A 12,437-nucleotide genomic window follows, 5' to 3' on the forward strand; every position below is an offset into this window, starting at 1 on the left:
AGTACACCGGAATACGACTACAATGCCGTCAATGATTTCCGGAGCTGTATAATTTCCCTGGCCAGCTCCAGCGCCCGGGTATGATTCTTCATCTTTTCTGCTTCTTTTGATTCGTGCATTTTAGACTGAATTGCTAAACTAATCCGGTACTTCTCCAAATGAGTGATGCAATCAGAAATTTCTTCTTCGGCATGTTCAGGATCTCTTTCCACCATCGCGGAATCCAGTACAATTTTCCTGAGTTCACGGTCTTCCAATGACTCAGCAAATCTGTGAAAGTCAGGTGTTCCATGTTGTTCGTAAAATCCGGCTAGCCGGATGAAGATGGCGATATACCCTTCCCGAATGAACAAATTTTCCTTTTCCTCACGTAAACGGTCGAATAAGTCAACGTCACTTAAGAGATGGTACAACAATAAACGCTCAGCACGTTCTGTACCTGTCTTTTTTCGAATTGGAATCGTATTCTGTGGTTGAATTATCTCTTTGTCTTGCGGTTCTGTCTTAGCTCTTTTCGCCTGATTACCTGCCATTTTTATAAACTGCTGATTAATTGCCTCGACAGAAACACCTGTCACAGTTGACAGTTGTCGGATATAGAGATCGCGTTCTACTGGTGATGAACGCTTCGCCAATTCTTCCAGCACTTCATGGATATATTGCAATACATCGTTTTCATATGATAAGTTCTTGGATCGCTTAGCATATGCCATTATAAATGACATAAATGAATGTGGATTGCCAATAATCTTTTCGCGGAAAGATTCACCGCCATGCTCTGTGATATAGTCGTCAGGGTCCATTGTCCCCGGCAATAAAGCGATTTGAACGTCCATTCCTTTTTGTGTAACCATGCCAGCAAATCGTTTGGCTGCTTCCCATCCGGCATCGTCCCCGTCACAGCAGATGATAATGTCTTTGGCAATTCTTTTTAATTTAAGAAGATGCGTGTCTGACAAAGATGTGCCCATTACTGCAACACTATTCATCACGCCAACTCGATCTGCGGATATCGTATCCATAAATCCTTCAAACAGTATTACTTTACCCGATTTCCGGACGTTAAGACGTGCATTGTGAAAATTGTATAAGATATGACTTTTTTCGAATATCGGTGTTTCAGGACTATTCAGGTATTTAGCGTCCTGTTTCATACCCGATATAGTCCTTCCGGAAAATGCCACAACGTTTCCAAAGTCATCACGGAGAGGAAACATAATACGTGCTCGGAATCTGTCGAAGTAGCCTGTCCCATCATCTTTCATGATACAAAGTCCCGCTCGTTCCATTTCCATCATGTTGAAACTTTTACGTTTCAGAAGGCTTGATAAAGCTTCGTTATCATTAAGCGACCATCCGATTCCATATTTTTCGATATTCTCTCGCGTAAACCCTCTTTTTTCAAGATATTCTAATGCTGCCTCACCTTCGACAGTGTTTAGTAAGAGGTGACTATAGAAATTTGTTGCAAGAGCGTGAGCTTCAATCATAGATTTAAATTCATTATTCGGTTTGACCCCGAATCCTTCGCTCACTACTGCATCAATTTCAATACCTGTACGCTCAGCGAGTTTTACGACAGCTTCAGTAAAGGGACTGTTCTCCATATCCATAACGAATGTAATGGCATTACCGCTGGCTCCACATCCGAAACAATGAAATAGTTGTTTATCTTCTGACACAGAAAAAGAAGGTGTACTTTCACCATGGAACGGACACAGGCCAAACCAATTCTTTCCCCTTTTTGTCAATTGAACATATTCCCCTATTAAATCCACAATATCAGTCTTCGATCGAACGGTTTCTATAGTCTCTTCTGGTATTCTAGTCAACTTATCACCAACCACTCTATCTAAGTATAAATTCTAGATAGTATTCAAAAATCCTTCATATTCGACAAATTATTTTCGATTATACTCGGAATCTTTCATATTACACTAATTGCATGACTTTATCCTATTACAAAGCTCATATTTGATAAAAAAACTTTAAATCATCCGCAAAAGAAGAACCGCCCTATTTAAACAGGTGGTCCTTCTGCAGATTTTATCGGTTGCGGTTCGTAATTTCGTTTAGTATAACATTTGCTGTTTCTTCAACAGCCCGATTTGTTACATCAATTACTGTACAGCCGATTTTCGAAACGACATTATTAAAATGATTGATTTCTGCTTCAATTCGATCAACTCGCGCATAATTCGCATCATCTTTTAAACCAAGTGCGATGAGTCTTTCCTTACGTATAAAGTTCAGCTTTTTAGGCGATATGACAAGTCCGAAGCATTTGTTTGGGTCAATGGAATACAACTCTTCCGGCGGATCTACTTCAGGTACTAAGGGTATATTGGCAACTTTATATCTTTTATGTGCCAGATACTGTGACAAAGGTGTTTTCGAAGTTCTGGAAACGCCAATGAGAACAATATCGGCTCTTAAAATACCCCGTGGATCTCTACCATCATCATATTTCACGGCAAATTCAATCGCTTCAATTTGTTTGAAATAGTCTTCATCAAGTTGCCGGACAAGTCCCGGTTCCTCTAAAGGTTTCTCACCGAGTTCTATACCAATCCGTTTAATAATTGGACCAAGTAAATCTAGGCAATGAATACCTTTAAGATGACATTCTTCTTTCAGTTTCTGACACATCGTACTTTTTACTAGTGTATAAACAATAATCGCATTTTGTTGTTTCGCTAAATAAACGATTTCATTAAGTTGAGATTCATCATCAATATGTGAAAATCTTTTTATCGAAATAGTTTCAAGTCCTTGTTTGAATTGACTTGCCGCAGCTTTTGCAACAAGGTCGGCCGTTTCCCCGACTGAGTCGGAAACGATGAATAAAGTTAATCTTCTCATAGTATCCCCCTCATAATTCATGGTCATCCGCAAGTGAAAGGAAGGCTGCGGTAATATTCGTTTTGGTGATTCGGCCAACAACCTCAAGTCCGTCGCCGCTCTTATTAACAACTGGGAGTGAGTCTATTTGCTTATCTATCATTTTCTTTGCCACCTGAAGAAGCATATCCTGTTTTTCGCAGTACGTAATGTTTGGCATCCGGGTCATAATAACATGCACCGGTATTTTTTCTAATTCATTATTGCCGAGGCTTGTCCGTAACAAGTCCTTCCTTGAAAGAACCCCTGTAAGATGCGAAAATCCGTCGACAACGAATAAAGTTCCTACATCTTCAAGGAACATCTGGCAAATTGCGTCATAGACGGATATATTCTCTTCAACAACGACTGGAATAGATTGAAAATCACGTACCTTCATACCAATCATACTATCGGCCACCGATTGAGTGGGTCTCTTTCCTGAATAGAAATAACCTACACGGGGCCTAGCATCTAAAAAACCAGCCATTGTTAAGATAGCTAAGTCAGGACGGATTGTTGCTCTCGCAAGCTTAAGCCTTTCTGCAATCTGCTCGCCAGTAATCGGGCCATCAGCTTTAACGATTTCAAAAATCTCCGTCTGGCGCTTATTCAGTTCCATAAAAGTCACCGCCCTAAGCGTTCAATTGTTTATCCTTGATTATTATATACGAAGATGCCCGCTATTGCGAAGAAAGAGGAACCATGTTAATATGAAAGAGAACTAAATAGGCGAAGATGGGTTTATAAGTAATGTCAAATTAGAGCGAACGGGGACAGTGGAAGCCCGTAACGACGTGAAACGGCAACCTGGAGCTAATGCACTATTAAAGTGGGCTGTTTACGCAGTCAATTAGGGTGGAACCGCGGGTTATCATGCACTCGTCCCTGGACATATTGTCCAGGGATGGGTGCTTATTTTAATTGGAGGGATTAATTATGTCAATGGAACAAGTAGTTAACTTAGCGAAGCAAAGAGGTTTTGTTTTCCCAGGATCAGATATTTACGGTGGGCTCGCAAACACTTGGGATTACGGTCCCCTTGGTATCGAATTGAAGAACAACATCAAGAAAGCATGGTGGCAAAAGTTCATTCAAGAATCGCCGTATAACGTCGGTCTTGACTCAGCTATTCTTATGAATCCTAAAGTTTGGGAAGCATCTGGTCATATCGGCAACTTCAATGACCCGATGATCGACTGCAAAAAATGCAACACGCGTCACCGTGCAGACAAACTAATCGAGGATGCACTCGATGCGAAAGGTATTGAAATGATTGTCGACGGTCTGTCGTTCGACAAAATGGCCGAGCTAATCAATGAACACAAAGTTGCCTGTCCTACTTGCGGCGCTTTGGATTACACAGAAATCCGTCAATTCAACTTGATGTTCAAAACTTCACAAGGCGTTACTGATTCATCTGCAAACGAAATTTTTCTACGTCCTGAAACAGCACAAGGTATTTTCGTGAACTTTAAAAACGTTCAGCGTTCGATGAGAAAGAAATTACCTTTCGGTATTGCACAAATCGGAAAAAGCTTCCGTAACGAAATTACACCAGGGAATTTCACATTCCGCACGCGCGAGTTTGAACAGATGGAACTTGAGTTCTTCTGTAAACCCGGTGAAGACATGGAATGGTACGCGTTCTGGCGCGATTTTTCAAAACAGTGGTTATTGAACCTTGGTTTAACAGAAGACAATATGCGTCTGCGTGAACATGATGAAGATGAACTCTCCCACTACTCGAATGGGACTGTTGACATCGAATACAAATTCCCGTTCGGCTGGGGTGAACTATGGGGCATTGCGAACCGTACTGACTTCGACCTAAAACGGCATATGGAACATTCCGGTGAAGATTTCCACTACCTCGACCCTATAACGAACGAGAAGGTCGTTCCTTATTGTATTGAACCTTCTCTAGGTGCAGACCGTGTAACACTTGCGTTCCTCTGCGATGCGTTCGCTGAAGAGGAACTGGAAGGCGACGACAAACGAACAGTTCTCCGTTTCCACCCAGCATTAGCACCTGTTAAAGCTGCAGTTTTGCCTTTGTCAAAAAAACTCGCGGATGGTGCGGATGAAGTTTACGCCGAACTACGCAAGCATTTCAATGTCCAATACGATGATTCACAATCTATCGGTAAACGCTATCGCCGTCAAGATGAAATCGGTACACCGTTTTGCGTTACGTACGATTTTGATTCCGAAGAAGATCGTCAAGTAACTGTTCGTCACCGCGACTCTATGGAACAAACACGTATGCCCATTACTGATGTAAAAGATTACATTGCAAAACATCTTGAATTTTAATGTTAGCTAGTACAAAATGACACACATAAAACAATAGAAACTACCTGGCCGCCAAATCTCATTGGTGTCAGGTAGTTTTTCTTTAAAGATAGCTGATTATGTTCTTCAGTTTCAATGGAACGCATGGTTAGACGCTCTGTATCGATAAACAGCTTTCCCCCTCATCATTTCTACTATATTAATGCAATGAGATATTTTTGTATCAATGTTCGTAACGAGGCGAAATACTACCATCAGCTGCCGATTTCCCTTTCTAACTGATTCAAAAAACCCACCATATAGTCATGTCGCTGTTGTGCGAGTCTTTTCCCTCCTATTGTCACCATCAAATCTTTTAACAGTAATAACTTTTCGTGAAAATGTGTAACTGATGCTGTTTCCTTGCTACGATATTCTGCTTCGGACATATTTTCACGTATGATTTCATCTGTGTCATACAACTTTCTTCCCCTTGCTCCGCCGAACGCAAATGTTCGTGCAATCCCGATAGCTCCGATTGCGTCAAGCCGATCTGCGTCACGCACGATAGCCCCCTCGATGGATGTGATATCTTTCGCATTCCCCCCACTGAATGATACAGTAGCAATACAATCCTCCACTTTCTGAGATAGTTCAGCATTAGCACCAATGGACTGTAAAATTTCCAAAACGGAAGGATTTTCATTCGTTTTGTATTTAGCATCTTCTATATCGTGTAACAATACAGCAAAACGGACAACGTCCTGATTAACAGACGGTTCATGAATCATAATTTCTTCCGCATTTCTCATTACACGTTCAATATGTGCAAAGTCATGACTTGCATCAAAACTGTCATATATCCCCTTAACAATATTCCTGCATTTCACAATTAGTTGTTCCATTCAACCACTCCTGTAATATATTTAATATTTAAATAAAATTATGTCTGAATAATTAGGCATCTCATTGACGCACAATGTCGATTCATGTATAGTAAATACATCCATGCGTTTGATGGATAGGACATCGAATCGCCGAGGAGGAATGTACATGTACCAGGGAAAAGTGAAATGGTTCAGCAATGATAAAGGTTATGGTTTCATCGAAGCGGATGACGGAGAAGATGTGTTCGTCCACTTTACCGGTATTCTATCTGAAGGCTTTAAAACGCTTGATGAAGGACAGTCCGTATCTTTCGAAATCATCGAAGGGAACCGTGGTCCTCAGGCAGCGAATGTCTTAAAACTTGGTGATGAATGATTGAATGCAAAATCCCGCTGATGTAATTTCCAGCGGGATATTATTTTGTTATTTTATTCATTTCCTGACCTAGAAATTTAAGCTGTTCACCGATTGTACACGTGGTAATACAAAACTTATGCGATCCTGGCTTCCCTTTGTCTTTCGACAGTTGTGTTTTAAGGAAACAGCCTTCGCAATAGGTATCCAAAATTCCATCAATGTCATTCATGATGATTGTCTTATCCATTATAGAACCTCCCAAAAACACGATTCATTAATTTTAATACGCTTTGTAAATTGGTGCAACTATCTTAGATGATCGAGGTGTTACTAAATGATTGAATTATACGTTGATGGTGCAAGTGCGGGAAATCCTGGGGAAAGCGGAATCGGCATTTTCATAAAAGGTGAAGGTCATTTAATTAAGTTATCTGAACGCATTAATCCAACAGATAATCACACCGCAGAGTTCCTAGCACTATTACGCGGTGTGGAAGAGACAGCTAAATTGACATCTGGCGTAGTATCAGTGCGTTCAGATTCACAATTAGTCGTCATGGCCGTTGAAAAAGAATTTGTTAAAAATGAAAACTATAAAGAGTACTTGAAGAAAATACTTGAAATTGCTAATAAGTTTGACTTCTTTTTCATCAAATGGATTCCCGATTCCGAAAACCGTGCCGCAGATGCACTTGCGCGAGAAGCTATTCACAAAAAAGACTAAACAGATTCTGTTCAGTCTTTTTTGTTATGCTTTCATAAAGGTAACTGTACTTTTTAAAAAATCATACAACAGCCACTCGCAATCATCTTTTACAGCCCCTACATTTACAAGAATACTTTCCCCGCTAACATCATAAGGTACGTCAAATATAATTTGTTGGTGAATCCCATTATGCATTAATCCAGAAGCATGACTATGTCCATAAAAAACAAGGGATTTATCCGCTTCCTTGTAGATAGGCAGACGCGGCTCCCCACTCCACTTCCATTGATGTCCATGGATGATTTTGGCGCGATCAATATCAAGGCTCTCTGGCATTGTTGCTAATTTTTCTCTGAGGGGATTTTCTGTTTCAGTGATTAAAACAATCCGTTCTTCTTGATTTCCTCTGACGGAGAGGAATGGTAGCAGCTCAGTAAATCCCTCCGGAATAATCATTACGTCTTGAAGCTTCGTAAACTTCTTTTCCGTGATATCTCTTTTACTAATTATGCACTCATACAAATCACCTGTGCCAACAATAGTTGCTTCAGGTGATTTTACTACAATATCAGCGAGTACTTTTTCTAAATCTTCTTTTGATGAATGGATATCTCCAAGTAATGCATAATACAAATTTGTTTCCTCCATATCTTACTAATACACCTTAATTAAAAACCTTCTGTGTCAGCCCACTCGCTAATCCATTTATAAGCTTTCTTCAATGTGTAGAATAGTCGGTTCTACTTCATTTACTCATTTAAAATACTTTTGTCACAAGGATATCTTATCCTCGTTCAACTTCCGTCCCCACGTGTGAAATCCAATCACTGTAGCTACCAACATACAAACGGACAAATTCATAACCTTGCTGTTTAAGCATGGCATATAGCGGCGCCGCCGTTACGCCGCTTCCACAATAAACAGTTACCTGGTCGTTCGAATCAACAACCTTGTTCAATTCCATTTTAACTGCTTCATCTAGTTTGAAAATACCCGATTCTTTTAGTTGTTCCCAGTCAAAGTTCAATGCCCCTGGAATCCGGCCAGCAATTTGGTCAAGAGGTTCCGTATCGCCACGGAATCTCTCCGCTGATCGGGCATCTAGAAGGATATTAGCCGTTTTACCAGCGACCGTTTCTTCAACAAAATTTCTGGGAGCATAGATTGCTTCGTCCCATTCAGGTATTACGGAACTCGGTTGTGGCTGTGGTCTATTATTATCTACCGGAATGCCTGACTCTTTTATCACATCGAAACCTTCAAGCACAATAAATGACTTTTTGAATCCTGCATATTGTAACAACCACCATGCTCGTGCTGCAAATGGACTTCCCCCATCATCGTAAACGACGATTTGGTCATCGATGGATAATCCACTATCTCTGAAAAGCCTAGTGAGTGCTTCCTTCTCAGGTAATGGATGCCTTCCTGCCATTTTCGTCATATCAGACAAATCATGTTCAAGATTCCAGTAAATTGCACCTACTACATGATTTTCATCGAATTTCCGCTGTCCTTCGGTTGCATCTTTCAATGAAAAGCGGGTGTCTACCCATTTCGTCAATTCATAATTAATGTCTTCTACTGAAACAAAAACGTTTGGCACTCATACCAGCTCCTCTACTTGTATTTCCTCGTAAATAGTACGCCATACGCCCAGTTGCTCTGTGCTTTGAAGTAGTGTCCGTTCGGAAGTGATTTGATTCAGACTTTCTTTCAGCAAGTGTAATCTAAGTCCTTCCGCCTCACTGTCAATCCATTGATCAGTCCACTTTTCAAGGATTTCTTTTTCTTTCCCCAAGTACGTAGATGCATCTGTTTTCAGCAACTCTTCAAGCCGGTTTTTCAATATATCTCTTTCTCCACGCTCAAAGAAGGATTTTGGATTTTTAAATAATCTGTTCACACTGTTATAAACGTTCGGGTCCTCGAATGGTGTATCAAATGATAACATATCAGCATCTTGCGATTCATACGGTGATGGCGCAATCGATCTGTCCATATCGTTTAATTTGATAAATTCCATCCGTTGGCGTTCATTTAACTGCTTTTTCATAAAATTGAGCATCCGTAAATTAGTCACTTTCAGTTCCTGTGTCAGATCAAATCCAATCATTTGAACAGTTTCAGCAAGCGCTCCCTTCAGTGCCCGATCTGCCGAATTATTGACGAAGACGGATGGATTGTATGCCTCTTTAAAGAAATCACCGAAACGCAAAAATACACGTTGTAAAATATAGTAGACGAGTTCACTCAGCTCATTATGTGCAGATTTCGTAAGTACTGTCGTAAACTTTAATGCACAATGTTGTCGTATTTCTCCTTCAAGCTTGTTCAATTCTGCTAACCTTTCCGCTTTTCTTGTCATGTTCGTCTCAGTTCTCGTTATCAGCGAAGAAAGGCGTTCGATTGTTTTCATCGCTTCTTCTTTGAGCGCTTGGACCGCGAGTCCCTTCAATTCATGTTCAAGAAAATGATGGAATTCAACTTCAAATGGCGCCATGAACTCATCCATTTGATTTTCCAATTTCGCTTCAAGTGCCTGCAAGCTAGAAATACCATGAACCCTCGGATTTCGAATACCGAATTTCCTAAGTTCATCACCAACGAAATTCTTGACCTCATTTGCCTCTTCCTTATTGGAAGCTAAATCAATCGCATTCACAATGAAAAACATCTTGTCGAGTTCGAATGCATCTTTCACTCGTCCGAGTTGAACGAGGAATTCCCTGTCTGCCCTTGCAAATGCATGGTTATAGTATGTGACGAAAAGAATTGCATCTGCGTTTCGAATGTACTCAAATGCAACATCCGTATGGCGAGCATTGATAGAATCAGCTCCTGGTGTGTCAACCAGTGTAATTCCTTTTCGAGTCAATTCACAGTCATAGAAAAAGTCAATTGATTCGACAAAACAGCTTCGGTCTTCTTCTGCTACAAATTTGACGAATTCCTCCCGATCAACATTAATGACTGTACCAAGCATCTCTTTGTAAATGGAGTATCCTTTTTTGAAGGCGGTAATAAAAGCTTTATGAATGTGATAACTTTCATCAGTCAATTCCGAATTTAGTGCACCGTCCGCATTTTGAAATGCATCTTCCAGAGACACCGCGACGATACCAAGCGCTTCGAAGGAACGTAAAACGTCTTCCATCATCCGTTCTTGCGTTTTCAGTAGAATATCAGCCGTTCTATCTTTTTTACCTGGAGAAATTGGGCGAATCCTGTTTATGGCTGCTGTAGTTGGATTTGGAGAAACCGGTAATATATTTTCTCCCAGTAATGCATTGGAAAAAGATGACTTTCCAGCGCTGAATGCACCAAAAAGTGCAACCGTAAACTCTTGCCCATCTAGTCTGTCTGCTTTTTTCCGTAAATAATTAGCAGTTTCTAGAAAACCTGGGATCGATTCAACAGCATCTCCAATGTGATTGGCTTGACTGACAACAGATGCCGAATTATCCATTACTTCATAACTTTGTTCGTCTTTTTCAAACGGGGTTTCTACTTCATCACTTATTATTATTTCTTCGGCTTCGTTAAATTCAATAAGTTGTAGTTTTTCTTTTGTTTTCCACTGCTTGAGCAGTACTTCAACCTCTTCGGCTGATGCGTCCATTGCATAATCAAGTTTTGCCAATTGGTTTGCGACCTCATTGACTTGTTTGATTGCATATAATTTCTCATTCAAACGATAAACTTTCTGCTCTAGACTACCCGATTGCTCATCTCCATTCTTCAATGCAATTTGAGCCATAACATGTTTCCATTCATCGGTTATTCTGCGAAAAGCGGTATGAATAGTTGTTTTCATCCTTTCCGCATAATTTAGCACTGTATCTCCTGTAATTGTATCCGAAACATTGAATTCATTCTCAATATCAGCGAATGGTATCTCCATGTCGATTCTATCAATCTCAAGTGATCTGTCATCCGTTAAAATACCTGCGTCTTTTAATGACTTTTTCATAAGTGTTTTTAGATGAACTTCAATCTGAGCGTGTACGAGTTTACCCATATTATCAGCAAGAGCAATTTTTCGGCGTTCTCTTTCTTCCGCGGTTTTTTTTGCGCCAAATAGGATACCGACTTTAAAGCGAGACGACAATGACTCCAAATAAGCTTTTAACAGTTCTCGTGTTTCGTATGGAGTAATTGCCGCAACCTGCAGCAAGGCATTCCTCTCTGTTTCAAACGAGCTAGAAAATGCATCTCCCGAAAGTAGGTTTAGCATTTTCTTCGCCTCTGAAGTTTCTATCTCTAATTCCTCTTGCATAGCCCATTCATCTTCAGTAACGATCTCAGCAAAGTTATTTTTCCGCTCTATAATTTCATCAGATAAAAATTGTTTGTGCTCATCCTTTAATTTCAATAGGATCTGCCTAGCATTTTTCACGAGTTTCTCTTGCGAGTTATCCATTGAACTGTCAACAATGGATAACACATCACTAAAATCATTGAATGGATGCTTTAAGTCTTTCAAAGAAGTATAAAAAATTCCTTTGGGTATGACACCCCACATGCTAAATGAATCCTCGACTGACTTTTTAAAATCTACAAATGGCAATTCACTATCTCGATGTTTGTCAATTTGGTTAATGATTAAGTAGACGTTCTCGTTGTACCGCATTAACTCTTTAGTGAAACGGAAATTCAATTCCGATTGCACATGATTATAATCCATTGTGTAAAATACCAAATCGGCTAGATGAAGAGCGGACTCTGTGGATAAACGGTGCGCGTCATCAGTCGAATCAACGCCTGGTGTATCCATAACAGTGATTCCTTCTGGTAAATTGGAATCCGTGTGACCGATTTCAACAAGTGAAACCGCCACTCCATCCTTACTGAACGATTTTATGGCTGCAGGAAAACCGTGACCGCCATATTTTACGGCTGTGCCATCTGTCATATGAATAACAGCATAATCGGAGGCTGTTTTACTTATTTTGACGATATTGGCGCTCGTAGGTATTGGGCTCGACGGTAATAAGTCTTCTCCTGTCAAAGCATTGATCATTGAAGACTTACCGGCAGAAAAATGTCCTGCAAATCCAATTGTGTATTCTTTATCAATTAGTTTTTTAGCGAATAACACGGTCTTTTTATACCGGTCTTCGTCGTCATTCTTTTTAAATAAAAGTCCATATTCAGCTGATTCTTGTATAAGTTTATCCAATTCTGGCATTTAAGTCTCGATCCCTTCGTCAATTTCTCTTCTTATCATACCATTTTCGACGTCGATATTATGTACAAATTTTTCTGCCAATACTTTTTCTATCCTTGCATGAGTTTTATATTTTACAGGTGAACTTGGCATAAGGTCTAT

Annotated in this window: 11 protein-coding genes; 3 read left to right on the forward strand and 8 right to left on the reverse strand. The window is 40.1% G+C overall.

Going from position 1 to position 12,437, the window contains the following annotated elements; translation table 11 throughout:
* Positions 1-17: 17 nt before the first annotated feature.
* The 3 genes from dnaG to ccpN all read right to left on the reverse strand — a co-directional run bounded on the left by dnaG (position 18) and on the right by ccpN (position 3,502).
* Complete coding sequence (gene dnaG / locus AC25Y6_RS02195; protein ID WP_488141918.1) at positions 18-1,832, reverse strand: DNA primase; 1,815 nt, start codon at positions 1,830-1,832, stop codon at positions 18-20.
* Positions 1,833-2,046: 214 nt separating this feature from the next.
* The gene (locus AC25Y6_RS02200) at positions 2,047-2,862 is read right to left on the reverse strand and encodes a pyruvate, water dikinase regulatory protein (RefSeq protein ID WP_482104410.1); all 816 of its coding nucleotides are present in this window, start codon (positions 2,860-2,862) and stop codon (positions 2,047-2,049) included.
* Between the two features lie 10 nt (positions 2,863-2,872).
* Positions 2,873-3,502, reverse strand: coding sequence for a transcriptional regulator CcpN (gene ccpN, locus AC25Y6_RS02205; RefSeq protein WP_482101836.1), 630 nt, complete (start codon positions 3,500-3,502; stop codon positions 2,873-2,875).
* A gap of 314 nt (positions 3,503-3,816) precedes the next feature.
* Here ccpN and AC25Y6_RS02210 point away from each other — a divergent pair, with 314 nt between their 5' ends.
* Positions 3,817-5,196, forward strand: coding sequence for a glycine--tRNA ligase (locus AC25Y6_RS02210; protein WP_482102015.1), 1,380 nt, complete (start codon positions 3,817-3,819; stop codon positions 5,194-5,196).
* Positions 5,197-5,429: 233 nt separating this feature from the next.
* Here the strand turns inward: AC25Y6_RS02210 and AC25Y6_RS02215 are convergent, their stop codons facing one another.
* Positions 5,430-6,059 carry an HD domain-containing protein gene (locus tag AC25Y6_RS02215; protein WP_488141919.1) on the reverse strand — a complete coding sequence of 210 codons (630 nt, stop codon included), beginning with the start codon at positions 6,057-6,059 and terminating at the stop codon, positions 5,430-5,432.
* 148 nt (positions 6,060-6,207) lie between these two features.
* Here AC25Y6_RS02215 and AC25Y6_RS02220 point away from each other — a divergent pair, with 148 nt between their 5' ends.
* Positions 6,208-6,417, forward strand: a complete 210-nt coding sequence (locus AC25Y6_RS02220; protein WP_067210265.1) for a cold-shock protein — start codon at positions 6,208-6,210, stop codon at positions 6,415-6,417.
* Between the two features lie 40 nt (positions 6,418-6,457).
* On the opposite strand, the gene AC25Y6_RS02225 is transcribed toward AC25Y6_RS02220, so the two are convergent.
* Complete coding sequence (locus tag AC25Y6_RS02225; protein WP_482104412.1) at positions 6,458-6,646, reverse strand: zinc-finger domain-containing protein; 189 nt, start codon at positions 6,644-6,646, stop codon at positions 6,458-6,460.
* Positions 6,647-6,733: 87 nt separating this feature from the next.
* Between AC25Y6_RS02225 and AC25Y6_RS02230 the strand changes: the two genes are divergently transcribed.
* Positions 6,734-7,123: a ribonuclease HI family protein gene (locus AC25Y6_RS02230; RefSeq protein ID WP_488141920.1), complete on the forward strand. Its 390-nt coding sequence runs from the start codon at positions 6,734-6,736 to the stop codon at positions 7,121-7,123.
* A gap of 24 nt (positions 7,124-7,147) precedes the next feature.
* Here the strand turns inward: AC25Y6_RS02230 and AC25Y6_RS02235 are convergent, their stop codons facing one another.
* The 3 genes from AC25Y6_RS02235 to AC25Y6_RS02245 form a co-directional block, all read right to left on the reverse strand.
* A complete protein-coding gene (locus AC25Y6_RS02235) occupies positions 7,148-7,738 on the reverse strand; it encodes a metallophosphoesterase family protein (protein ID WP_488141921.1) in 591 nt (196 codons plus the stop codon).
* Positions 7,739-7,889: 151 nt separating this feature from the next.
* The gene (locus AC25Y6_RS02240; protein WP_488141922.1) at positions 7,890-8,711 is read right to left on the reverse strand and encodes a sulfurtransferase; all 822 of its coding nucleotides are present in this window, start codon (positions 8,709-8,711) and stop codon (positions 7,890-7,892) included.
* A complete protein-coding gene (locus tag AC25Y6_RS02245) occupies positions 8,712-12,296 on the reverse strand; it encodes a dynamin family protein (RefSeq protein WP_488141923.1) in 3,585 nt (1,194 codons plus the stop codon). It lies immediately after the preceding gene.
* Positions 12,297-12,437 lie beyond the last annotated feature (141 nt).

Source organism: Sporosarcina sp. Y1004 (genome assembly GCF_057669665.1).

What these genes read in the sequence shown, in the direction of transcription:
- AC25Y6_RS02200 (WP_482104410.1), bottom strand. Translation starts at nt 2,862, where the DNA reads ATGAGAAGATTAACTTTATTCATCGTTTCCGACTCAGTCGGGGAAACG.
- ccpN (WP_482101836.1), bottom strand. Translation starts at nt 3,502, where the DNA reads ATGGAACTGAATAAGCGCCAGACGGAGATTTTTGAAATCGTTAAAGCT.
- AC25Y6_RS02215 (WP_488141919.1), bottom strand. Translation starts at nt 6,059, where the DNA reads ATGGAACAACTAATTGTGAAATGCAGGAATATTGTTAAGGGGATATAT.
- AC25Y6_RS02220 (WP_067210265.1), top strand. Translation starts at nt 6,208, where the DNA reads ATGTACCAGGGAAAAGTGAAATGGTTCAGCAATGATAAAGGTTATGGT.
- AC25Y6_RS02225 (WP_482104412.1), bottom strand. Translation starts at nt 6,646, where the DNA reads ATGGATAAGACAATCATCATGAATGACATTGATGGAATTTTGGATACC.
- AC25Y6_RS02230 (WP_488141920.1), top strand. Translation starts at nt 6,734, where the DNA reads ATGATTGAATTATACGTTGATGGTGCAAGTGCGGGAAATCCTGGGGAA.
- AC25Y6_RS02245 (WP_488141923.1), bottom strand. Translation starts at nt 12,296, where the DNA reads ATGCCAGAATTGGATAAACTTATACAAGAATCAGCTGAATATGGACTT.